20 protein-coding genes and 1 tRNA gene are annotated in these 23,297 nt (G+C 63.8%); 9 read left to right on the top strand and 12 right to left on the bottom strand.

Annotation, left to right across the window (positions count from 1 at the left end; translation table 11 throughout):
- Positions 1-93 precede the first annotated feature (93 nt).
- The 5 genes from VPH40_RS23245 (at position 94) to VPH40_RS23225 (ending at position 3,939) form a co-directional block, all read left to right on the top strand.
- A complete protein-coding gene (locus VPH40_RS23245; protein WP_034785134.1) occupies positions 94-606 on the top strand; it encodes a glycine zipper 2TM domain-containing protein in 513 nt (170 codons plus the stop codon).
- 97 nt (positions 607-703) lie between these two features.
- On the top strand, positions 704-1,492 hold the full coding sequence (locus VPH40_RS23240; protein WP_328574635.1) for a spermidine synthase: 789 nt from the start codon (positions 704-706) through the stop codon (positions 1,490-1,492).
- A gap of 47 nt (positions 1,493-1,539) precedes the next feature.
- Entirely contained in the window at positions 1,540-3,294 is a 1,755-nt protein-coding gene (locus tag VPH40_RS23235; RefSeq protein ID WP_328574634.1) for a GspE/PulE family protein, read from the top strand.
- A 68-nt stretch (positions 3,295-3,362) separates the two neighbouring features.
- Positions 3,363-3,438: transfer RNA gene (locus VPH40_RS23230), tRNA-Lys, on the top strand.
- Positions 3,439-3,540: 102 nt separating this feature from the next.
- Positions 3,541-3,939 carry a hypothetical protein gene (locus VPH40_RS23225; RefSeq protein ID WP_328574633.1) on the top strand — a complete coding sequence of 133 codons (399 nt, stop codon included), beginning with the start codon at positions 3,541-3,543 and terminating at the stop codon, positions 3,937-3,939.
- Position 3,940: 1 nt separating this feature from the next.
- Here VPH40_RS23225 and VPH40_RS23220 read toward each other — a convergent pair whose 3' ends face one another.
- Together VPH40_RS23220 and VPH40_RS23215 are read right to left on the bottom strand one after the other, a co-directional pair.
- A complete protein-coding gene (locus VPH40_RS23220; RefSeq protein WP_328574632.1) occupies positions 3,941-4,444 on the bottom strand; it encodes a hypothetical protein in 504 nt (167 codons plus the stop codon).
- A 3-nt stretch (positions 4,445-4,447) separates the two neighbouring features.
- Positions 4,448-5,494: a lysozyme inhibitor LprI family protein gene (locus tag VPH40_RS23215; protein WP_328574631.1), complete on the bottom strand. Its 1,047-nt coding sequence runs from the start codon at positions 5,492-5,494 to the stop codon at positions 4,448-4,450.
- 174 nt (positions 5,495-5,668) lie between these two features.
- On the opposite strand from VPH40_RS23215, the gene VPH40_RS23210 reads away from it, so the two are divergent.
- Entirely contained in the window at positions 5,669-7,837 is a 2,169-nt protein-coding gene (locus VPH40_RS23210) for a S9 family peptidase (protein WP_328574630.1), read from the top strand.
- A 61-nt stretch (positions 7,838-7,898) separates the two neighbouring features.
- On the opposite strand, the gene VPH40_RS23205 is transcribed toward VPH40_RS23210, so the two are convergent.
- From VPH40_RS23205 to VPH40_RS23195, 3 genes are all read right to left on the bottom strand, one after another.
- Positions 7,899-9,191 (bottom strand): MFS transporter, encoded by a 1,293-nt coding sequence (locus VPH40_RS23205; RefSeq protein WP_328574629.1) that lies wholly within the window; start codon positions 9,189-9,191, stop codon positions 7,899-7,901.
- A gap of 153 nt (positions 9,192-9,344) precedes the next feature.
- The gene (locus VPH40_RS23200) at positions 9,345-10,076 is read right to left on the bottom strand and encodes a BON domain-containing protein (protein ID WP_328574628.1); all 732 of its coding nucleotides are present in this window, start codon (positions 10,074-10,076) and stop codon (positions 9,345-9,347) included.
- 104 nt (positions 10,077-10,180) lie between these two features.
- Positions 10,181-10,852 carry a hypothetical protein gene (locus VPH40_RS23195; protein ID WP_328574627.1) on the bottom strand — a complete coding sequence of 224 codons (672 nt, stop codon included), beginning with the start codon at positions 10,850-10,852 and terminating at the stop codon, positions 10,181-10,183.
- Between VPH40_RS23195 and VPH40_RS23190 the strand changes: the two genes are divergently transcribed.
- Complete coding sequence (locus VPH40_RS23190; RefSeq protein ID WP_285817169.1) at positions 10,839-10,964, top strand: hypothetical protein; 126 nt, start codon at positions 10,839-10,841, stop codon at positions 10,962-10,964. The genes VPH40_RS23195 and VPH40_RS23190 overlap by 14 nt on opposite strands.
- Positions 10,965-11,026: 62 nt before the next feature.
- On the opposite strand, the gene VPH40_RS23185 is transcribed toward VPH40_RS23190, so the two are convergent.
- Positions 11,027-12,760, bottom strand: coding sequence for a dipeptidyl-peptidase 3 family protein (locus VPH40_RS23185; protein ID WP_328574626.1), 1,734 nt, complete (start codon positions 12,758-12,760; stop codon positions 11,027-11,029).
- A gap of 112 nt (positions 12,761-12,872) precedes the next feature.
- Entirely contained in the window at positions 12,873-13,472 is a 600-nt protein-coding gene (locus VPH40_RS23180; protein ID WP_099666779.1) for a short chain dehydrogenase, read from the bottom strand.
- Positions 13,473-13,583: 111 nt separating this feature from the next.
- On the opposite strand from VPH40_RS23180, the gene VPH40_RS23175 reads away from it, so the two are divergent.
- Positions 13,584-14,501, top strand: coding sequence for a LysR family transcriptional regulator (locus tag VPH40_RS23175; protein WP_251350662.1), 918 nt, complete (start codon positions 13,584-13,586; stop codon positions 14,499-14,501).
- 9 nt (positions 14,502-14,510) lie between these two features.
- Here the strand turns inward: VPH40_RS23175 and VPH40_RS23170 are convergent, their stop codons facing one another.
- The 3 genes from VPH40_RS23170 to VPH40_RS23160 form a co-directional block, all read right to left on the bottom strand.
- Entirely contained in the window at positions 14,511-15,977 is a 1,467-nt protein-coding gene (locus tag VPH40_RS23170) for an efflux transporter outer membrane subunit (RefSeq protein WP_328574625.1), read from the bottom strand.
- 62 nt (positions 15,978-16,039) lie between these two features.
- Positions 16,040-17,638 carry a DHA2 family efflux MFS transporter permease subunit gene (locus tag VPH40_RS23165; protein ID WP_077408028.1) on the bottom strand — a complete coding sequence of 533 codons (1,599 nt, stop codon included), beginning with the start codon at positions 17,636-17,638 and terminating at the stop codon, positions 16,040-16,042.
- Positions 17,639-17,644: 6 nt separating this feature from the next.
- Positions 17,645-18,838: an HlyD family secretion protein gene (locus tag VPH40_RS23160; protein WP_328574624.1), complete on the bottom strand. Its 1,194-nt coding sequence runs from the start codon at positions 18,836-18,838 to the stop codon at positions 17,645-17,647.
- 144 nt (positions 18,839-18,982) lie between these two features.
- Between VPH40_RS23160 and VPH40_RS23155 the strand changes: the two genes are divergently transcribed.
- Positions 18,983-19,702, top strand: a complete 720-nt coding sequence (locus VPH40_RS23155) for a TetR/AcrR family transcriptional regulator (RefSeq protein ID WP_289898705.1) — start codon at positions 18,983-18,985, stop codon at positions 19,700-19,702.
- 23 nt (positions 19,703-19,725) lie between these two features.
- Here the strand turns inward: VPH40_RS23155 and VPH40_RS23150 are convergent, their stop codons facing one another.
- Entirely contained in the window at positions 19,726-20,895 is a 1,170-nt protein-coding gene (locus VPH40_RS23150; RefSeq protein ID WP_328574623.1) for a hypothetical protein, read from the bottom strand.
- Positions 20,896-21,503: 608 nt separating this feature from the next.
- Entirely contained in the window at positions 21,504-23,288 is a 1,785-nt protein-coding gene (lpdA, locus tag VPH40_RS23145; protein WP_328574622.1) for a dihydrolipoyl dehydrogenase, read from the bottom strand.
- Between the last annotated feature and the right edge of the window lie 9 nt (positions 23,289-23,297).

Raw genomic sequence — 23,297 nt, 5'->3', positions numbered from 1 at the left:
CCACGCGAAACACTTGTCGCCGCCCGGCGGGATTACTATAGCCCCAAGTTGTAAAAAATACCCTGAAAGATTCTCTAGATAACGAGGTTACAAATGAACTTGCAAGCCAAATTGATGATGTCAGCCCTTTGTATCGGTGCATTGCCACTCGCCCAGGCCGCCGACTTTGAAGATTTCGGCAAGGTCGTGCGCGTCGTGCCGCAAGTGGAACAGATCAATCGTCCACGCCAGGAATGCCGTACGGAATATGTGCAAGTCCAGGCACCACCGCAACAGCGCAGCGCTGGCGGCTCCATCGTCGGCGGTATCGCCGGCGCCCTGCTCGGCAGCCAGGTCGGCGGCGGCAATGGCCGCACGGCCGCGGCAGCCGCTGGCGCGATTGCCGGTGCCGTCGTCGGCGACCGTGTCGACAACCAGAACAATTACCAGGGCGGCATGCAGGAACAAGCCGTCAAGCAATGCCGTCAGGTCGACCACTGGGAATCGCGCAACAATGGCTACCAGGTCACCTACGACTACCGCGGCCGCAACTACACGAGCATCATGTCCTACGATCCGGGCGAACGCATCCGCTTGCGCGTCTCCATCGAGCCTGCTCAACAGTAAGCGCGGCAACCGGCCCGTACCATGCCAGCCCCAGCGGCTGGCATTTTTTATGGCGCCCCGGCACGGGCTATAATGCGGCACACTTTCAGGCCGCCTTATGCTTATCAAACGAAAATCCATCGAACAAGTCGAATCCTCGCGCCCTGCGCGCAAGCCACGCTACGCCCCTGTCACCCTGTCGGAAATGGATGGCGTGCGCTATCTGCATTTCGGCACGGAATGGGTGCAGGGCGCCATGCGCATCCGCAAGCCGGACTGGCCGGAACTCGAATACGCGCAGCAGATGATGGCGTGGATGCTGTGGATCGAGCAGCCGCAGCGCCTCGCCCAACTGGGCCTGGGCACGGCCGCGCTGACCAAGTTCTGCTACCGCCAGTTCCCGCAGGCACAGGTCGAGGCCATCGAACTGAACCCGTCCGTCATCACCATCTGCGCCTCGATGTTCAAGCTGCCGCCCAACGACGAGCGCCTGCACGTGCGCGAGATGGATGCGCTCGACTACGTCAACGATGAGGCCAACCATGGCAGCCTGGACGCCCTGCAAGTGGACTTGTACGACGCCACGGCGCGCGGTCCCGTGCTCGACAGCGCCGAGTTCTATTCCGCCTGCTGCGCCTGCCTGGCGCCGCACGGCATCATGACGGTCAACCTGTTTGGCGACCACCCCAGCTATGCAAAGAACATCAAGGCGATGAAGTTTGCGTTCGAACAGGTGATCTGCCTGCCGGAAGTCCATGATGGGAACGTGGTGGCCATCGCTTTCAAGACGAAAGTGGCACTCGATGCCGAAGCGCAAGCCACCCTGCTCGAGCGCGCCAAGCAGATCGTCGCCGAGACCAAGCTGCCCGCCAAGTCCTGGGTCAAGGGCATCGTCAGCACCCTGTAACCGCCGGCAAGTCCAGGCAAGGCCGGCAGCCCGGAAAGGCGCCGGCCATGCCCGCATCCCCTCCTTCTCCCGATACGCCGCTGCAACTGCCGCAACTGCTGGCCTGGCTGCAGGAAGACGGCTTGCTCGACGCGGCGCAAGCGGCCGCCATCGGCGCCCAAGCCGCCCTGCTGCCGACGCCGGCCCTGCATCCGCTGTGCAGCATCGCCCACGGTGCGCTGACGCTCGACACCCTGTGCGCCTGGCTGGCGCAACGCGCAAGCCTGCCGTATGTGCGCATCGATCCCCTGCACATCGATTTCAGCCAGGTGGCCGACGTCATGACGGCCGGCTATGCGGCCCGCTTCAACATCCTGCCCGTGGAAAGCACGCCGGAGCGCATCGTCATCGCCACGGCCCAGCCGTACGCGCTCGCTTGGCAGGCCCAGCTGGGCAAGCTGGCGCCGCGCAAGCTGAGCCTGGTCATCGCCAATCCGCTGCACATCGCTGACGCCATCGCGCAATTTTTCAGCCTGGCCAGTTCCGTCAAGGTGGCCCGGCAAGCCTCCACGCAAGACCTGGCGCTGCGCCAGAATGTCGAACAACTGGTGGAACTGGGGCGCAACAAGGGTAACCTGGACGCCAACGACCAGCACGTGGTGCGCATCGTCGACTGGCTGTGGCAATACGCGTTTGCCCAGCGCGCCTCCGACATCCATCTGGAACCGAAGCGCGACGCGGGCCTCGTGCGCCTGCGCATCGACGGCCGCCTGCACCAGGCCTACCAGCTGCCGCCCGTGGTGCTGCTGGCCATGACGGCGCGCATCAAGTTGCTCGGACGCATGGACGTGGTGGAAAAGCGCCGCCCCCAGGATGGCCGCATCAAGACGCGCAATGCGCAGGGCCAGGAAATCGAACTGCGTTTGTCGACCTTGCCCACGGCCTTCGGCGAAAAGCTCGTCATGCGCATCTTCGACCCGGAAGTGGCCGTCAAGAGCCTCGCCGAGCTGGGCTTTCCACCCGCGGACGCCGAACGCTGGCGCCAGCTGACGGCGCGCACGCACGGCATCGTGCTGGTGACGGGTCCCACCGGTTCGGGCAAGACCTGCACCCTGTACAGCACCCTGAAGGCGCTGGCCGGCAGCGAAGTCAATGTGTGCACGGTGGAAGACCCCATCGAAATGGTCGAACCGGCCTTCAACCAGATGCAGGTGCAAACCCAGGCCGGCATCGAACTGTCGTTTGCCGATGGCGTGCGGGCGCTGATGCGGCAAGATCCCGACATCATCATGGTGGGTGAAATCCGCGACCTGGCCACGGCCGAGATGGCCATCCAGGCGGCGCTGACGGGGCACCTGGTGCTGTCGACCCTGCACACCAATGATGCGCCCTCGGCCGTCATGCGCCTGCTGGAACTGGGCTTGCCCGCCTATCTGCTGGAAGCATGCCTGGCCGGCGTGCTGGCGCAGCGCTTGCTGCGCTGCCTGTGCGCGGCCTGCAAGGAGCTGGACGCCGCCCCCGGCGCCGCTGCCTGGCAGCGCCTGACGGGCGGCCAGCTGGAACGGCCGGCCGCAACGTACCGCCCCGTCGGCTGCGCCCTGTGCCGGCACAGCGGCTACCTGGGGCGGGCCGGCATCTATGAACTGCTGGGCGTGACGGAAACGTTCGGCCAGCTGGTCAAGGCGGGTGCCGACCTGCACGCGCTGCGCCGCCAGAGCCTGCTGGACGGCATGACGCCGCTGCGCATCGCTGGCGCGCGCAAGATCATCGATGGCACGACCAGTCTCGACGAAGTACTGAAGCTCACGGCGGCCCTGCCTTAGCAGGCCGGCACTTTCTCGCAGGAATGCTTTGCATTCTTTTTCAACTGATATATAATGCGGCCTCTTTCGGGTCGTTAGCTCAGCTGGTAGAGCAGCGGACTTTTAATCCGTTGGTCGCAGGTTCGAATCCCGCACGGCCTACCACGAATGCGCAGTACTAAAAAGCCAATCCTCCGGGATTGGCTTTTTTCGTTTCCAGCCCCCGGTTATACTGGCTCTTCGTCTTGCCAGCCCTGAAAGCAACACATGAAACTTGCCGCCGCCCTCTTCCTGACCTGCGCCTGCCTGTCCGCGCAGGCGCAAACGCCCATCGTACTCGACGGCCTGTACAGCGCGCGCACTGACGAGATGAGCCTGGAAATCATCGGCAACCGCGTCTGCTTCGCGCCCGACAAGGCGCAGTGGGGCCGTTTGCCCCGGCCTGCCGCCACGCACGATGCGTGGTTTTGTTTCAGCAACGATGGCGAAGCGCGGCGGCTGCTGCGCGTGCCAGCGCGCCAGGCCGACAATTGCGGTTGGCAAGCGCGTGCGCGCATCGTCATTGATACGTATCAACCGTATGTGGAGCAAGGCGACGGCAACGACATGGCGCGCCTGGCGTCGGTCATCAAAGTGGCGCAACCGAACGCCATCGCCTGCGAATAAATCAGTCGAGTTCGTATTCCTGCAGATAACGGGCGAACAGTTCCCCATCGGCCAGCGGACAGGCAAACCCCGCGCCCCAGTCGGCCAGCAGCAACCGTTCCTTCAAGGGCAGCAGCAACAGCTCAGGCATGCCATCGCTGCACCACAGGTCGCACACGATGCCCTTGTCGTCCAGGCCGGCGAACAGGGTTTCCGTGTGCTCGCCGCCGAAGGCCAGCACGTTCTTGCATTCCACCCGGTAACTGCTGTAGCCCGTGTACACGGCGTCGTAGGGCGGCAAGGCATCGGCCAGCGCCAGGCGCAGCTGGTCCGCCGTGAGGCCCAGCGCGCGCAGCGGCGACGGCGGCGCCGGCTGGACGTACATGTCCGTCCAGCCGGCGCCGCTGCGGTGCGCGTCGGCGAACGCCTGCTGCTCGCCCATCTGCGCCAGACAGTGCTGTAAATTATCCAGCGGCAACAATTCGATCATGCAAAAATCGTCTTCGTGGTAGTAGGCTTCCCGCATGGCTCAATTCCCCAGCAAATCTTGCAGTTGCACATTGCGCCGCGACGTCAGCCGGCCGGCCCAGGTCTCGCTCGTCACGGCTGGATAGCGCACGGCGCCAAAATTCATCCAGGCGTCGCGGTACGCCAGCCACAGCCGCTGGGTGGCACGGATGCCATCCTTGCCCACGGCGCCCGCATGGGTTTCCGCCGGCTTTTTCATGAGCTTGCCGTAGATGGCGTTGAGCTCCTTGTCGAGCGCCGCCGCCTGTTCCTTGGACATGCTTTCTGGCAACTTGCCCGCTTCATACTCGCGCAGATCGTGCGCCAGTTGGTCGAGCTCGGCCGTGCGGGCGGCGATGCTCAGGGCGGCGCGCGCCGTGCCGCTCAAATCCGTTTCATTCGCCGCGCGCGCATCGGCAAACTTGCTTGCCGCCGCCTGCAGCTTTTGCAGCGACGCTTGCGCCACGGCCGGCATGGCGTCGCTGATCTTGCCGGTCGCCTGCGCGCGCACGCGCTGCTTTTGCCGCGCATCGATGGCGCTGCACACGCCCATCATGTAGCCGCTGGTGATGTCGTCGCACAGGTCGATCATGCCGCGTCCGCTGGCATTGATCTGCTGCAAGTGTTCGATGCGCCCCCGCATCTCGGCCGGCGCCGCATCGATGCTGCACGCATACTTCAGCGCCAGCAACGGGTCTTTCTGCACGCCCTGCCCATTCTGGTACAGCATCATCAGCACGGCGCTGTTCTGCGTGGCCATGGCGCAATGGCGCGCGGGACGCCAGTCTGCCGGCTTGGGCGAGGACATACTCTTGGTATCGTAATACAGGTCCGTTGCCTGGCATTGCTGCAGCGACGCCACGGCGGACGGCGCCGGCAAGTCCGCGGGCGGCGGCGCCGCATCCTTGACCTTCAGGCAGGCCGCATACCAGGCCGTGCTTTCCGCGTGACCCACGCCCATGGCGCTGGTATTCGGGTACGATGCGGCGGCAGCGGCAAAAACCGGGGCGGCCAGCAGGCAGTTCGCGCCCAGCAATAGCGTTTTCAATAAAGGTAGACTAATTTTCATGTTGAATCGGCGCCAGCGTGAGTAAAGCGGCAAGTTTAACTGATCGGATACGCCCCACCCGTCCGCCATGCGTGCGCCGGCCTGGTAAGTAACGGTACACAGCCTTGGCAGTGCAGGAAACGATGGGCAATAATGTTGCCCGCTGTACTTTTTTCACTACTCCGGACCACGCCCATGACCTCACCCCGTCTTCGCCGTTCCCTCGGCTCGCTGCTGATCGCAGCGGCCTGCGCCTCGCTGGCAACGACCGTCCACGCCGCCGATACCACGCCGGCATCGCCAATTGCCGCCAAGCAAGCCAACGCCAGGCACGCCATCACGCATGAAGACGTGTGGCTGATGAAACGGGTGGGCGCGCCCGTCGCCAGCCCCGATGGGCGATGGGCCGTGTTTTCCGTGGTCGACAGCGCCTACTCTAGCCAAGACCAATCGTCCGACCTGTGGATCAAGTCGCTGCTTGACGACAGCCCCGCGCGCCGCCTGACCTCTTCCAAGGGCGGCGAAAGCGCCGTGGCCTGGTCGCCGGACAGCCGCCAGCTGGTCTTCGTTGCCAAGCGCGACGGCGATGAAGCAGGCCAGATTTACCGCCTCGACGTGGCCGCCGGCGGCGAAGCGCAACGCCTGACCTCGCTCACCCTGGGCGCGCGCATGCCGAAATGGAGTCCGGACGGCAAGCAATTGCTGTTCATCAGCGACATCTATCCAGGCAACAAGACGGAAGCCGACGTCAAGCAAAGCGCGAAAGAGCGCAAGGAACGCAAATACAGCGCCCGTTCGTATGAAACGACGGCGCCCCGCTATTTCGACAAGTGGCTGACCGACAAGCAGGTGCGGTTGTTCATCGTCGATGCGCAGCCTGATACGAAAGGTGAAAACACGCCGCGCGACATCCTGTCGGGCACGCAACTCGTCACTCTGCCGGGCTTTGGCGGCGGCCAGGGCGACGAGGGACAATCGCTGGACGCCGTCTGGACGCCGGACGGCAAAGCCGTCGTCTTCAACGCCGCCACCAACCGCGATGCGGCCCAGCGCGAAGCCGTCTACTCGCAACTGTATCTGCTGCCCGTGGCGGGCGGCGAAGCGCAGCGCTTGACGCAGGACAAACATAGCTACGGTTCCCTGAAATTTGCCGCCGACGGCAAGACCCTGTTCGCCCTCAGCGACGCGCAAACGCCCGGTAAAGTGTATGACGTGAAGCGCCTGGCCAGCTTCGCCTGGCCGATGAGCAACCCTGCACCGACCATCCTGACGGCCAAGCTGGACCGTTCGATCTCCCGCTTCGTGCTGCCCGAAGGCGGCAAGCGCGTCCTCTTCAGCTATGAACATGCGGGCCTGGAAAAGCTGTACTCGATCGACGCCAGGGGCGGCGACGTGCGCGAAGAGCCATCCTTGCCTACGGGCACCATCAACTCGCTGAGCAGCGGCGGCAAGGCCTTGGTCGGCGTGTGGGAGTCCGCCATCAACCCGCCGGAAATCTATGCCTTCAACGGCAAGCAACCGAAACGCCTGACGGCTTTCAATACAGACAAGGCGAGCAAGATCGACTGGCAGGCGCCCGAGCACTTCTGGTTCACGACGGCCGACGGCCGCCAGATCCACAATATGCTCGTCAAGCCGGCCAACTTTGACCCGAACAAGAAATATCCGCTGTTTACCGTCATCCACGGCGGCGCGGCCAGCATGTGGCGCGACCAGTTCGTGCTGCGCTGGAACTATCATTTATTGGCCAAGCCCGGCTATGTCGTGCTGCTGACGGACTACAAGGGTTCGACCGGCTATGGCGAGGAATTCTCGCGTTCGATTCAGTTCGACCCCTTGAAGGGCCCGGGCGACGAAGTCAACCAGGGCGTCGATGAAGCCATCAAGAAATATCCATTCATCGACGGCACGAAACTGGCCGCCGGCGGCGCCAGCTATGGCGGCCACCTGGCCAACTGGCTGCAAGCGACCACCACGCGCTACAAGGCCATCGTCTCGCACGCGGGCGAAATGGACCTGATCATGCAGTGGGGCACCAGCGACGGCGGTTTCGGCCGAGAAACGAATGCAGGCGGCCCCGTCTGGTCGAACCTGCCCGTGTGGCGCGACCAAAGCCCCGTCATGCAAGCGGGCAACCACGAAAAAGGCACGGGCTTTACCACGCCGATCCTGATCACCGTGGGCGAGCTCGACTATCGCGTGCCGGCCAACAATGCCTTGATGAACTTTGCCGTGCAACAACGCCTGAACGTGCCGGCGAAACTGCTGGTCTTCCCGGACGAAAACCACTGGATTTTGAAGGGCGAGAACAGCCGCTTCTTCTACAGCGAACTGGAAGGCTGGCTGGCCAAGTACCTCAAATAAGTCCTGAAACGTTCTTGAAAAATGAAAAAGCCAGGCTCCGCACACGCGGGCCTGGCTTTTTTCATGCGGGCTGGGCGGCGGCCACGGCCGCCTTCTGGCGTTGAATTGCCAGCACCATCAGCGCGGCGACGAGGCAGGCGGCGCCGGCCGCGAACAGGGCCGGGTTGTAGGTCAGCATCAGGGTGCGGATACGGCCCGCCCCATACGCGGCCGCGGCGGCCCCCAGCTGGTGGCCAGCGAAGATCCAGCCGAACACCATGCCCGCCCGCTCCCGGCCGAACGTGGCCCCCACCAATTTGACGGTGGGCGGCACGGTGGCGATCCAGTCCAGGCCGTAGAACATGGCGAACAGCGACAGGCCGTACAAGGTGAATTCCGAATACGGCAGCCAGAACAGCGACAAGCCCCGCAAGCCGTAGTACCAGAACAGCAATTTCCGGTTGTCATAGCGGTCCGACAGCCAGCCCGACAGGATCGTGCCGAACAGGTCGAAGGCGCCCATCATGGCCAGCACGGACGCGGCCGGCACGGCGGACAGGCCCGAGTCGCCGCACAGGGAAATGAAATGCGTCTGGATCAAGCCGTTGGTGCTGAGGCCACAGATGAAGAAGGTGCCGAACAGGATCCAGAAGGTGCGATTCGCGGCAACACTGCGCAAGATCAAAAAGGGCGTGGCAAACGTCATCTTCGCTGCTGGCGGTGGCGCCAGCGGCGTGGCCGGATCGGCGCCATATGGACGCAAGGCCACATCCTGCGGACGGTTGCGCATGCACAGGAAGGCCAGCACGGCGACGATGGCGCAGGCGGCAAACACGGGCATGACGGCCGTGCGCCAGCCGTAGTGCTCGATCAGCCAGGCGCCCACGGGCAGGAACAGCAGCTGGCCCGTGGCCGAGCTGGCCGTCAGCACGCCCACCACCAGGCCCCGGTGCGTCTCGAACCAGCGGTTCGCCACCACGGCGCTCAAGACCAGCGCCGTCATGCCCGAACCCAACCCCAGCAAGATGCCCCACAGGGCCACCAGGTGCCAGAACTGCGTCATGCGCGTGGCCAGCAGCATGCCGGCGGCGATCAGGCCCAGGGCCACGCAAATGATATTGCGCAAGCCGAAGCGCTCCATCAGGATGGCGGCAAACGGGCCCATCAAACCGAACAGCACGAAGCGCACGGCCAAGGCCGAGGAAATCTGCTCCGCATCCCAGCCGAATTCTCGGCTCAAGGGTTGCATCAGCGCGCCCGGCAAGCCCAGCGCGGCAGACGAGGTTAATGCCGTGAGAAAAGTGATGGCGACGATAACCCAGGCAAAGTGCATGCCGCGCCGCTCCAGCCATTGCGAAAAAGGATAGGAAAGCATGCAGTCCCCATGAGAAAAGAGTTAGCCCAGCGCCGCCTGCTGGCGGGCTCCCCCATGTTATATGATGATCGTAATTTATACAATCAAAAAAAGCTGGAGCTGCACTGTTGCGTGCGGCTCCAGTCCTGGCTTTAACGCCTGTGCAAAATGCGCTTACTTCACTTTCAAGCCATTCTTCACATCCGTCACGCCTTCCACGCCACGGGCCAGGTCGGCCGCTTTTTTCACTTGCGCCTGGGAAGGCACGAAGCCGCTGAGCATGACGACGCCGTTCACCGTTTCCACGTGCACATCAAGCGCTTTCAAGTCATTGTCCTTGACGAGGTCGGCCTTGATCTTGGTGGTGATGACGGAGTCGGCCACGGCCGTCTTGGTGCTGCCGGCCGCGTTGCGCGTCACGCAGGCGGCCTTGGCCGTCGCCTCCATGGCGTCGCAATTTTCCTTCGTCGTGGCGGGCGGATTTTGCGCGACGTTGGTGCCGGCCCTGGCGCCCGTGTTGGCATCAGCCAGCGCGGCCGTTTTCGCTGCCTTGGCATCGTTCATGCACGTGGTTTTATCCGCGCCAGTGCGGTCGCCGCACTTGGCCCTGGCCAGGTCATACTCGGCATTGGCGACGTCCTTGCGGGCCTTGCCCAGCTCGCGCGGCGTGTTGCGGTACTGGGCCACGGCGTCCGAATCGGCCTTGGCGCGCGCCACCCTGGCTTCTTCCACGCAGACTTTTTTCGCGTTGCCGCTGTGGCTGTCGCAGGCGGCCTTGGCCTGCTTGTAATCATTTGAAGCCTTGTCCGTCAAACTCTTGTATGAGGCATCCTGCGCATACGCGGGCGTGGCGGCAAGCAAGGCGCTGGCACTGGCGGCCAGCATGAGTGCGATCATTTTGTTCATGATGGTTCCTCTCTGGTTAATTGATGCCCAGATTAGACCCCTGCCGGACGCAAAGCTCCGTGCGACAGCACACGCTGACAGGCCATCCGCGGAAAAAATCATGTTTATTTGTCGCCGCTCAAGCCCTTCCGCCACAATACTTGCGCCTGTTCAAATGGTGAAGCGGAGTCATCAAATGCACCCGCGCCATCGGCCAGCGCCAGCCATGCCTGCGTGGCGTGCGAACCATCCACGGCCTCGCCAGCCGCGCGCACGCCGCGCATCCAGGCCAGCACCTCTTGGTACTGCCCGGGGTGGCGTGCATGCGTCCAGGCCAGGGCCACCAGGTCCGCATAGCCCTCTTCGCGGCGCGTCTCGCGCAACTCCTGCGCCAGCGGTGTCAACTTGCCCCGCTGCATGCTGCGCGGCTCGACAAAACCGCGCGGTAAGGCATGCCAGTCGCCCTGCGCGTAGCGCTGGCAATGGCCGATCTCATGCGCCGTCATCGCTTCGATCATCACACCTTGGCGCGCGGGCAAGACATCTTGCAAGATACCCTCCGCCTGCGCATTGCCGCGCAAGGACAGCACCAGCTTGCAGCGCCCGGCTGCGTAGCCGAGCGCCAGCGGCACGGCGCCGGGGGCCTCCTGCGGCTGGACGATGATATCGATGGGCAAACCTTGCGCACGCGCAAACGCGATCACGGGCTGGCCCGCCTGCAGCCAGCGCACTTCCAGATCCGTGAGACTGGCGGCAGCCACGGCAGGCAAAGGAGATAGGGCGATGAGCAAGCTCATCAGCAAAAGCGGATTGGGCATGGGGGCGACAGGACAAATGGGGCAGCAACCATTGCAGGGTAAGCGGCGCGGATATTTCCACAAGGAAAAACTGGCAACTTTTCATAAATAAAGGCGAAAAAAAACCGGCGCAAAAGCGCCGGCTTTTCACACTGATAATAATCAAGCTCGGGCTTATTTCTTCGCCGCCTTGTCCAGTGCGCGGGCCGTGACGAATTCCGGGCGGATATCGTTCGGCACGGCCTTCATCTTGTCCAGCGCCACCTGCACTTCCGGGCGGATGACCACGTATTTGCTCATCATCGCTTGCGCGCGCGCATAGTCGCCCGTCGCCTCGATGGTCAGAAATTCGCGGTCCAGGTCGATCACGGCCTGCTTGATCTTGCTGAAATCGACGCCGAACTTGCCATCGCCCAGCGACACAAAGCCGCCCTTGTCGAGGATGTAATTCATCTGGATGGCCATGCCGCGCGCATGCGAATCCGTCAAGCCGAAATGCAGGGTGCGGAAACCGGAGGCGAGGAAAGTGTTGTACAGCTTGCGCTCGGCCACGTCGCCCTGGCCCAGGGTATCGTTCAGCTGCCCCTTGTCCATCATGTGGCGCAGCGCGAACAGGCCCGTGATGTCGGCCTTCGCTTCTTCGATGGTGGAATACGCTTCCTTCAAGTCCTGGCGCGGCGTCGATGGCTTGCCGTCGACCACGGTCGAGTGCGGGCCCAGGCCGTGCATGATTTCATGCGCGAGGATGTGCGTGAAGAAAGAATTGAAATCCACGTCCTGCTGCGCTTCGGGCGTCAGCACCAGTTTCGAGATCGGCGTCAGGGTGGCCTTGAACTTGGCTTCCTGCACGTTTTTCAGCATGACGCGCTTGGAGCCGCGCGCGCTGATGATGCGCTCGTCGTTCGGCAGGTTGTAGGCGGCCGTCTGCACAGCCATGTTGCCGTCGCCCGCGCCATACACCTGGTTGACCACCACCATCGGCGCCAGCGCGCCCACTTTCGGGTTGCGGTACTGGGCGTCGAGCGGCAGGTTGTCTTCCAGCTCCTGCATGTGCTTGGCGAAGAAGTTCAGCTTTTGCGTTTCCGCCTGGTCGCGGATGTTCACGTAGGCTTCGAAGGCGGCCTTGTAGCCGAACAGCTCGTCGTTATACGTTTCATACGGGCCGATGGTGATGTCGACGGGCGAATCGAGGTCCATCCAGGCGAAGTCGGACGGCAGATAGTCGTTGTCGAGGAAAGCCTTAGCGCGCAGGGTCAGGAATTTCTTCAACGATGCATTGTCCGTGGCGGCCGCCGCTTCGTCGAGCAGCTTGGCCAGTTGCTTCAGTTCCACCTTGTACTCGTCCGAGTATTTGATCGTCTGGTATTTGCCGTCCTTGCCCGCGCGGATGGTCGTGAAAAACCATTGCGCCTGCTGTTTGTCGTCTGGCGACAAACCATTCATCCACGTTTCCAGGCTGGCCTTGGTGGCGCCCTGCGGATAGAAGTTTCCCGCTTCCGGCTTGTGCGCGGGAATGGCGATACCGGCATAGCTGGCCGGCATGAACGAGGCGTGGGCGTCGAGCACCGACCAGGGCCCCTTGTTGATCCAGAAATAGTTCAGACGGGCCTGGCCCAGGGCCGACTTGTCCTTCTTCAAGGCCGCCCACAGCGCTTCATTGCCGGACCAGCGCTGGCGCAGCTGCAGCACGTCGACCAGCTTGGCCGCCTCGACCAGCTTGGCGATGGCCAGGCGGTCGCCTGCGGACAGGTGCGTGACATCGGCCGTCAGGGCGACGGGCGCATAGCGGGCACTCATGCTGGTCAGTTGTTGCGCGGTGGCCGGTGTTGCCGGCGTGGCTGCCTGTGGCGCGGCGCAGGCGCTGCCGACGGCGGCGGCCATCAGCAGGGGAATCAGGATGTTTTTCATGGGGCCTCGGTGTATGGTTCACAGCAAGCAAGCGCGCCGCACCATCACGGCGCGGCCGCTTCCTTGTTCAGCCTGCGATTGTCCCACCTGCCCCCATGGCATGGCAAGCGGCTTACCAGACCTTGTACACCTGCCCCGTCTGCGCCCCTTCCACGCTGCGGCTGTAAGCCAGGGCCACGCGGCTGGCGGCGACCGGTTCGAAGCCGTAGAAGAAGGGGCCATACGACTCCAGCGACTCTTCCAGCACCGTGGGGCTGACGACATTGATGCGCACGCCGCGCTGCAACTCGATGGCGGCGCCCCGCACGAAACCTTCCACGGCCGCGTTGGTCATGGTGGCGGCCGTGCCGAAACGGATCGGCTGGTCGGCCACGATGCCGCTCGTGAGCGTGATCGAGCCGCCGTCGTTCAGGTATTCCTGCGCCACCAGCGCCACGTTGACCTGGCCCATCAGCTTGCTGTCCAGGCCCAGCTGGAATTGCTCGGGCGTAAATTCGGCCAGCGGGCCGAAATGCAGCTTGCCGGCCGTGACGACGACGGCATCGACCTTGCCGATGCGCTTGAACAAGGCGCGCACTTGCGCGATGTCGCCCATGTCCGCCTGATGCGTGCCGCTGCGGCTGCCCACCTCGATGATTTCATGGCGTTGCGCCAGTTGGGCGGCGACGGCCGTGCCGATGGTGCCGCTGGCGCCGATGATAACGATTTTCATGATGCTTCCTTGTCTGGTTGAACGATGGAGCCAGTATGCGCCGCTTACAAAAAGGAATAAATACGCTAGAATTTACAAGATTACTAATTTACAGTTTGCAATCAAGGCGCCATGGATAAATTGCGCAGCATGGAAATTTTTGTCGCCGTCGTCGATGCGGGCAGTTTCACGGCCGCCGCCGAGGCGTTCCAGATCTCGCCCGTGATGGTGGGCAAGCACATCAAATACCTGGAAGAGCGGCTGGGCGCGCGGCTGCTGGCGCGCACGACGCGGCGGCAAAGCCTGACGGAAATCGGCCAGCAATATGTGGAGCAGTGCCGCCAGATTTTGGCCAGCATCCATGCGGCCGAACGGGGTGCGGAAGCCATGCGCACGGCGCCGCGCGGCAAGCTGAAGATCACGGCGCCCGTGTCGTTCGGCAGCGAGTGCATCGCGCCGCTGCTGGCCGACTACCTCGATGCGTATCCGGAAGTGAGCCTGGAATTGAACCTGAACGACAGGACGGTGGACCTGGTGGAAGAAGGATTCGACGCCGCCATCCGCATCGGCAAGCTGGAAGATTCCGCCATGGTGGCGCGCGCGCTGCGGCCGTATGCGATGGTGATCTGCGCCGCGCCCGCCTACCTGGCCAGACACGGCACGCCGCGCACACCGGCCGATCTGGCACGCCACGAATGCCTGGATTTCATGCAATGGACGCGCCATGTGCGCTGGCGCCTGGCCAGGAGCGGCGACGATGACGGCAGCCCCGTGCGCGAGAGCCGCTTCCGTTCGAACAATGGGCAGGCGCTGCGCGTGGCGGCCCTGCACGGCTTCGGCATCGTCATGCAGGCGGAAATCCTGATGGCCGGCGATATCGCCGCCGGCAAGCTGGTGCCGCTGCTGGCCGACTACGTGCCGGCGCCGCGCCCCATGCACCTCGTGTATGCGCGCGACCGCCAGCCCACGCCGAAGCTGACGACCTTCATCGATTTTCTGCTGGAACGCTACGGGCCGGCGGCGACACCGCCGCCGGCCACGCTCACGTAACCGGGAAGCTTAGTTCACCTTTGCGGCGGACGCCGACGCCAGCTTGGCCAGCTCGCCGTCCGGCTGCCAGCCGGCACCTAGCGAGCGGGCCACGGCGACGGTGGCCAGCAGGCGCTGGGTCTTGATCTGCGCGGCGGCACGGTCCGCCGCCAGCGAGCTGCGCTGCGCATCGGTGACGTCCAGGTAGGTCGAGATGCCGCGCTCGTAGCGCGTGCGCGCCACCAGGTAGGCGCGCGCCGCCGCTGCCTGCGACAGGGCCTGGGCGTCGCCCTGCAACTGGCGCTGCTCCACGTCGGACAAGGCGTCTTCCACTTCGCGCAAGGCCGTCAGGAGCTTGGTTTCATGATTCGCCACGGCTTCCGCATAGCGCGCCTTGGACAAATCCAGGTTGGCCTGGTTGCGGCCACCGTCGAAGATGGGCAGGGACAGGGCCAGCGGACCAAAACTGAACTGGCGCGAACCGCCCTGCGCCAGATCGCGCAGCTTTTCGGACGCATAACCGAAATTGCCCGTCAATTGCAGCGACGGGTAAAACGCGCCTTCGGCCACGCCCACCTGCGCATTCGCCGCGCGCAGGCCCGCCACGCTGGAAACCAGGTCCGGGCGGTGCGCCAGCAGGCTGGCAGGCAAGCCGACAGGGATACCTGGCGGCAGCGGCAAGGACGAGGGTTCGGCGGCCACCGGCAGCTGCAGCGCCGACGGCGGCTTGCCCGTCAGGGTGGCCAGGCTGTTTTCCAGCTGGTTGCGCTGGCGCTTGACTTCATGCAGGTCGGCTTGCGCGTTCGACAGTTCCACTTTCGCGCGCGCCAGGTCCAGCTCATTCGTCAGGCCCGCGTTGAAGCGCGCCTCGACCAGCTGGGCCGATTCGCGGCGCGTATCGAGCGCACCGTTCAAAATCGCCATTTCCGCGTCCAGCCCCCGCAGCTGCCAGTAATTGCTGGCCACTTGCGCCGACAGCATCAGCAGCACGCCGTCGCGGTCCGCCTGCGCCGCCAGCGCCTGCGAGTCCGCCGCTTCGACCATGCGTTTGACGCGGCCCAGCAAGTCGACTTCATACGACAGCGTGCCGCCGACGGAAAAATTGTTGCCGCTGATGGAGCGGTTGCCCAGGGCCAGGCCCTGCGAGGTGTTGGCCGAGGTGCGCGAGTTCGAGATGCCCGTGCTGACGTTCACGCTCGGGCCCTGGTTGGCGCGCGCCGTGCCGCTTTGCGCCAGCGCCTGCAGCAGGCGTTCGCCGGCCGCTTTCACGCTCGGGTTGTCGCGCAACGCGGCTTGTTCCAGCCGGTTCAGGGTGTCGTCGCCGAACACGCTCCACCATTCGGCCGGCAATTGCGCGGCGTCCGCGCTACCCGCGCCGTGGCGGAACGTGGCCGTGTCGATGCCGGCCAGATTGGCGGGCGCCTTGAAATCCTGGCCCACGGTGCCGCAGGCGGCAAGCAGCACGGCCAGCGAGGCGGCTGCGGCGATTTTGGTCATAACTGTGTTCATGATGTGTACCTTCTTGTTCTTGAGGTGCTGCACGTGCGGCCTGTGCGCGGTCAATGACCGCCGCCACCGCCACCGGGGGCTTTGAGTTTGTCGGCCAGCCACAGGGGCACGATACAGGCCAGCAGGATGGCGCCGACGAGGAAGAAGCCGTCGTTGTAAGCCATCACATACGCTTCGCGGCGCACGATGCCGTCGATCGCCTGCAAGGCCTGGTTGCCGGCCGTGACGGCGTCATAGCCCTTGGCCATGAACGAGGACGTCAACTGGTCGATGCGCAGCTGCGTGGCGCTGGAATACGCGTTGATCGCTTCACCCAGGCGCTGCGAGTGAAAGTGCTCGCGGGTGCTCAGGGCGGTGGCCAGCAGGGCGATGCCGATCGAGCCGCCCAGGTTGCGCGTCATGTTGAACAGGCTCGAAGCGGACGCCATGTCCTTCGGCGCGATGCCCTTCATGGCGAAGTTCGACAGGGTCAGCATGACGAAGGGCTGGCCCAGCGCGCGCACCACCTGCGACCACAGCAACTGGTCGTAGCCGGTGGAAGCGTCCATGTAGGCATTCATCATGCACGAACCGCCGAACAGCAGCAGGCCGAACGAGCACAGGATGCGGTTGTCCACCTTCGACGACAGCTTGGCGACAAACGGCATGATGAACAGCTGCGGCAAGCCCACCCACATGATGACTTCACCGATCTGCATCGGCGAATAGCCGGCGATCTGGCCCAGGAACAGGGGCAGCAAAAAGGCCGAACCATACAGGCCCATGCCCGTCACGGCCGACAGCACGGTGGCGACGAGAAAATTGCGCTGACCGTACAGGGCCAGGTTGACGAACGGTTCGGCGCGCGTGGCGCTGGTGACGACCCAGCCCAGGATGCCCGTCAGGGCCAGCGCGGCGAAGGCGATGATGAAACCCGAGTCGAACCAGTCCTTCGAATTGCCCTCTTCCAGGAAGATGGTCAGGCAACCCAGGCCCAGGGCCATGAAGAAGATGCCCAGCCAGTCGGCTTTCCAGAACAGCTTCAGTTGCATCGGCTCCTTGTCCAGGCCATAGATCATGCCGGCGATCAGCAGCACGCCCGGTACCCAGTTGATGTAGAAGATCGAAGGCCAGCCATACAGCTCGGAGAGATACCCGCCCAGGGTCGGGCCCATGGCCGGCGCCAGAGTGGCCGTCAGGCCGAAGATGGCCATGCCGACGGCGCGCTTCGACGCCGGCAGCTTGAGCATCACCAGGGTGAACGCCATCGGTATCAGCGCGCCGCCCGTAAACCCCTGCAGCATGCGGAAGACGATCATGCTTTCCAGGTTCCACGCCGCCCCGCACAGGGTGGAGAACAGCAGGAAGAAGGCGGTGGTGCCGATCATGTAGGTACGCAGTCCGAACACGCGCGCCAGCAGCGCGGTGAGGGGAATGACGATAATTTCGGCGACCAGGTAGGCCGTGGAAATCCACGAGCCCTCTTCCTGGGTGGCCGACAGCGAGCCAAGGATGTCCTTGAGCGAGGAGTTCGTGATCTGGATGTCGAGCACCGCCATGAAGGCGCCCAGCATGCCGGCGGCGACCGCCAGCCAGGTGCGCCCGGAGACTTTCTCGTCGATCACGGGAAACGCTGGCGGCTTCGCCAGCGTGGTGGAGGAGCTGCTCATGGAAGCTTAGCGGGTGGCGGTCTGGGCGGCAGGAGCGGCGGCGTGGCGCGCATCCTTTTCCGACACGGGCTGGTTCACTTCCACTTCGGCGATCACCGACATGCCAGGCACCAGGCGGCCATTCATGGCCTTGATGTCTTCCGGCTGGAAGACGATTTTCACCGGCACGCGCTGGACGATCTTGGTGAAGTTGCCGGTGGCGTTATCGGCCGGCAGCAGGGCGAACTGCGCGCCCGAGGCAGGGGCGAAGCTGTCCACGGTACCCACCAGTTTCTTGCCCGGCATGGCGTCGATCGTCACGTGCACGCTCTGGCCGCGGTGCAGGTCGGCCAGCTGCGTTTCCTTGAAGTTGGCGGTGACCCAGACGTTGTCTTGCACGATGGCCGTCAATTGCTGGCCAGGCTGCACGCGCATGCCCGTTTCCACGTTGCGCTTACCGATGCGGCCGGCGACGGGCGCCAGGATGCGGTTGTATTGCAGCTGCTGTTCCGCGTCCTTCAGTTGCACGCGCAGCACGGCCACTTGCGCCTTGGCCACGTCGCGCGCGGCCTGGGCGGCGCCGATCTGCGCCTTGGCGGCCGAAGCGCTGTCGCGGCGGGCGGCCAGGTCGGCCACGGCGCTCGAGCGGGCTGCATTGGCTGCGTCGAGTTCCGCTTTCGAGACGGCTTTCATCTGGCTCGTGTACAGCTGGCCATAACGCTCCGCATCCTGTTTCGCGCGCAGCAATTGCGCGTCCGCTTGCGCCACTTGCGCCTGGGCGCCGCTGGCTTGCGCCTGCACCTGGGCGATCTGCGCGTCCGCCTGCAGCACTTGCTGTTCGGCGCTGGCGATCTGCGCGGCGATCTGCTCGGTTTTCACGCGCTGGTCGAACGGGTCGAGTTCGGCGATCACGTCGCCCTCTTTCACGATTTGATTGTCGTCGATGAAGACCTTGGTGACGACGCCGGAAATACGCGCCGAGACGGGATGCACGTGGCCGGCCACATAGGCGTTTTCCGTTTCCACGAAGTAGTGGCTGCGGTACCACATGCGCGCGCCGGCGCCCAGGGCGACCAGGACGATCAGGCCGGCGATGATTTTCACGCGGTTATTCGGTGCTGCGGAGCTGGCGGAAGCGGCAGGCGCGGAAGGTGCGGCCGGGGCCGCGGGTGGGACGGCGCTCAGCACCTTGTGCTCTGCTTGGCCTGGCTGGTTGGACATACTCGCTCCGGAAATGAAATGATGTAGGTTCATTATTGGGCAAAGAAAAGCCAAAGTCAAGAAATGAAACGATTGCATTTCATTTTAATTTGCACTACAGTGTGAGCCATCACTTACCTTCCCACTTATAAAGAGACCCAGACCATGCCCGATCCCGGCCTCAGCGATACCTTGCCAACCGATAAAGAATCCGACGAGACCGCCCAGGAGCTTTCCTGCTGCGGCAAGCCAGCCGGCCGCCCGCGCGCGGCCGACATGGAAGCGCGCATGGAAAACCTGCTGCACACGGCCGGCTGCCTGTTTCTGGAAAAGGGGTATGGAAAGGTGAGCCTGGAAATGATCGCCCGCGAAGCCCACGTGGCCGTGCGCACGATCTATGTGAAGTTTGGCGGCAAGTCGGGCTTGTTCAATGCCGTGGTGGAACTGCGCCGCGCCGCCTACTTCTCGACCATGCCGGCGCTGGAGACGGATATGCGGCCCCTGCCCACCATCCTGGGCGAGTTCGGCCTGCTGTTCGTGCAGCTCGTCACCATGCCGGCGGCGATCCGCCTGAATCGCATGGTGGTGGCCGAGGCGGCCACGCACCCGGAACTGGCGGAAACGTTTTACAAGGTGGGGCCGGGACAGACGCGCGAGATGCTGGTCAAGTTTTTCAGCCGGCCCGACATCGCGCCCCTGTTCCGCGCCGAGTTGACGCCGTCCATGCTGGCGCTGCACCTGCTCAATTGCCTGCTGGGCGACCAGATGTCGCGCCTGCTGTTTCCGCCGCAGGCGCAACCGGACGTGGCGCAATTGCGCGCCAAGGTGACGGTCAGTCTCGACCTGTTCCTGCGCGGCACCCTGCGCCAGCCGCTGGCGGACTGACGCGGGACGGCTGGCCGGCCAGGTCAGCCGGGGCGGCTGCAGTCTTCCATCGCCGCCGCGTCGGCGTGTTCATCGTTCAAGCCCAGCGCGCGCAGGAAAGGCTGGGCCGCCGATGCGCCATCAAGACTGAGTGAAGACTCACTTCCATCGTAGCGCTCGGGGCCATAGCGCATCAGGTCGAACGACGTTTCAAAGCGCTGCGCCAGGAAATACGTGCGGAAGTAATCGAAGGAAAACGCCACCTGGCCATCGGCCCGCAGCAGCAAGCCATGCGCATACAACGGCGCCAGCCAATCCCCGGCCGCCATGTTCCAGCCCTTCACGCCACAATAGTCGCCGGCAAAGCGCTCCAGCTCCGCCGCGCTGAGGAAGACGGTCTTCGCTTCGAACATCACGAACGCCAGCTCCATCAGGAATTCGCGCGCATCGGCAGCCGCGCCGGCGTTCACGCGCCGCGGCGCACCCGCCATGCCCAGCAAGCCATCCAGATAGGCACGCTCGCCTGCCAGTTGCGGCAGCAAGGTGGCAAACACATACTCGGCATCCACCTGCCCCGTTTCCTGCCCATTCGGCGTGTACAGCACCGACAGGGCGAAGTTCTTGCTCACGTCATCGAACTCGCGCAGGGACACCGTCCACTGCGTGCCTGCCTTGCCGTCATCGGCCGCGTCCGTGCCGAACTCGAGTACGGCAAACGCCGCCATCTGGCCATGCGCACCGTACAGGCTGCCGGGATTGCTTTTGAACAAGATTCCCAGCGACTTCATCAGCGAACTGGCATCGCCCGTATGCTGGTGGCCATGGAACACGGCGTGGATATTCTTGTAGTGCGCGCGCTGCTCGGCACTGGCGTGCTCATCAGCGGAGAAAAAGCTGAAGCCGGCATTGCCCAGCGCCGCAGCCGCGACACCCTGCGCGCGGCTGCCCGGCACCAGGTAGAACCGCGCACCGGGCAAGCTGGCCGCCTGCAGCAAGGGGCGCAGGAAGTATTCGTAGACATACACGGGCGTCGTGCCGGCACAGGCGTCGGGCGCCACCAGCTGGCCCGTGAAGAAAATTGCATCGATCCTCTTGCCCGCCGCCAGAATAGCGGCCACATCCTGGTACAAGGCATGCAGCATCACGGCTTGCTCTTGCTCATCGGCCCGGCGCAAACGGACATCGGCAATATGGAGGGCGGTAAATTTTTTCATTGTTGCAAAACTTTCTTAGGGCCTATCCCAGTAGGGAGCGTCTTCTGCTGGCAGTTCATCAGGAGCGCGGACAAGGCGTGAGGAGCACGCGGGGCGAGCCACGCGACGACGGTCACCGCAGTCCCCGCTTCCGAGGGGCGCCAGCAGGGGATGCATTCATCCACCGGGGCAGGCTCTCATCAGCACAGCGGAACTTGACCGAACCCCACGCTGGCAACATTCCTGGAAAAATCACACGCTTCCATTGCAGCAAAAAGAAGAACATGGTGACAGACCTCCATTCTGCCACTTTTTCCATACGGCAATACTCACCAATTTTCACATGGGGCGTATCCGCCACGCCCCATCTGCGATTTACGCTGCCAGGATCAAGGGATATAAAAAAACCCGCAATCGCTTGCGGGTTTTTTTAGTGTGACAAGGTGCGGCTACAACATCAGCGCTTGCGCGGCGGCGGCAAGTCCGTGCACACGCCTTCGTACATTTCCGCGGTTTTTTTCAACCTGCAGATCGATTCACGCAGGGTCGGGTGCGGGTGGTAGCCCGCTCCAATAAAAAACCCGCAATCGCTTGCGGGTTTTTGAGTGTAACAAGGTACGGCTACAGCATCAGCGCTTGCGCGGCGGCGGCAAGTCCGTGCACACGCCTTCGTACACTTCCGCGGCCATGCCGATCGATTCGCCCAGGGTCGGGTGCGGATGGATGGTCTTGCCGATGTCGGTGCCGTCGCAGCCCATTTCGATGGCCAGCGCGATCTCGCCGATCATGTCGCCCGCATGCGTGCCGACGATGGTGCCGCCGATGATGCGGTGCGTTTCCGCGTCGAACAACAGCTTGGTGAAGCCTTCGGCGCGGCCGTTGGCCACGGCGCGGCCGGAAGCTGCCCACGGGAAGTGGCCCTTCTCGACCTTGATGCCCTTGGCTTTCGCTTCGTCTTCCGTGATGCCGGCCCATGCCACTTCCGGGTCCGTGTAGGCGACCGACGGGATCACCTTGACGTCGAAGTGCGACTTCTGGCCGGAAGCCGCTTCCGCGGCCACGTGGGCTTCATGCACGGCCTTGTGCGCCAGCATCGGCTGGCCCACCAGGTCGCCGATGGCGAAGATGTTCGGCACGTTGGTGCGCATCTGGCTGTCGACGTTGATGAAACCGCGGTCCGTCACTTGCACGCCGGCCTTGTCGGCCGCCAGCTTCTTGCCGTTCGGGCTGCGGCCCACGGCGACGAGCACCAGGTCGTAGATCTGCGGCGCCGGCGCCGTGGCGCCCGCTTCGGCCGCTTCAAACGTGACCTTGATGCCTTCCGGCAACGCCTCGACGGCAACCGTCTTGGTCTTGGTCATGATGTTGTCGAAGCGCTTCTCGTTAAACTTCTGCCACACCTTGACGGCGTCGCGGTCCGCGCCCTGCATCAGGCCATCCATCATTTCGACCACGTCGATGCGCGCGCCGAAGGTGGAATAGACGGTCGCCATTTCCAGGCCGATGATGCCGCCGCCGATGACCAGCATGCGTTTCGGGATCTGGCGCAATTCCAGCGCGCCCGTCGAATCGACGATGCGTGGATCTTCCGGCACGAAAGGCAGTTTCACCACGGACGAACCGGCGGCGATGATGGCTTGCTTGAACTGCACGACTTTTTTCGAGCCGTCGCCTGCCGTCACCTCGATGTGGTTCGCGGAGAGGAACTGGCCCACGCCGGTGACGACTTGCGTCTTGCGCGCCTTGGCCATGCCGGCCAGACCGCCCGTCATGTTCGAGATTACGCCTTCCTTGTACTTGCGTACCTGATCGATATCAATGGTCGGCTTGGCAAACGTCACGCCCGTGTTCGACATGTGCGCCGTTTCATCGATGACGGAAGCGACGTGCAGCAACGCCTTCGACGGGATGCAGCCCACGTTCAGGCACACGCCGCCCAGGGTGGCATAGCGCTCGACGATGACCGTCGACATGCCCAGGTCGGCCGCGCGGAACGCCGCCGAATAGCCGCCAGGACCGCCGCCCAGCACCATCATGTCGACATCGATGTCGACCTGGCCGCTGTAATTGCCGGCCGGGATGGCGGCAACGGCTGCCGGTGCTGCCGCTGGGGCAGCCGCCGGAGCCACTGCTGCAGGCGCAGGAGCGGCTGCCGGTGCCGCTGCCGCCGCGCCTTCAGCTGCTTCCACCACCAGCAGCGCGCTGCCTTCGGCGATCTTGTCGCCGACCTTGACCTTGATTTCCTTGACGATGCCCGCGTGGGTCGATGGAATCTCCATGCTGGCCTTGTCCGATTCGACCGTGATCAGGGACTGGTCCACCTTGATGGTGTCGCCGACCTTGACCATCAGTTCGATGACTTCGACTTCCTTGAAGTCGCCGATATTCGGTACTTTTACCTCTACTGTGCTCATCAATCGCTC

Source organism: Janthinobacterium sp. P210005, assembly GCF_036231865.1.
Classification (GTDB): domain Bacteria; phylum Pseudomonadota; class Gammaproteobacteria; order Burkholderiales; family Burkholderiaceae_D; genus Janthinobacterium; species Janthinobacterium kumbetense.
Note: the sequence above shows the minus strand (reverse complement) of the source record. Positions and strands in the feature narration are given on the sequence as shown.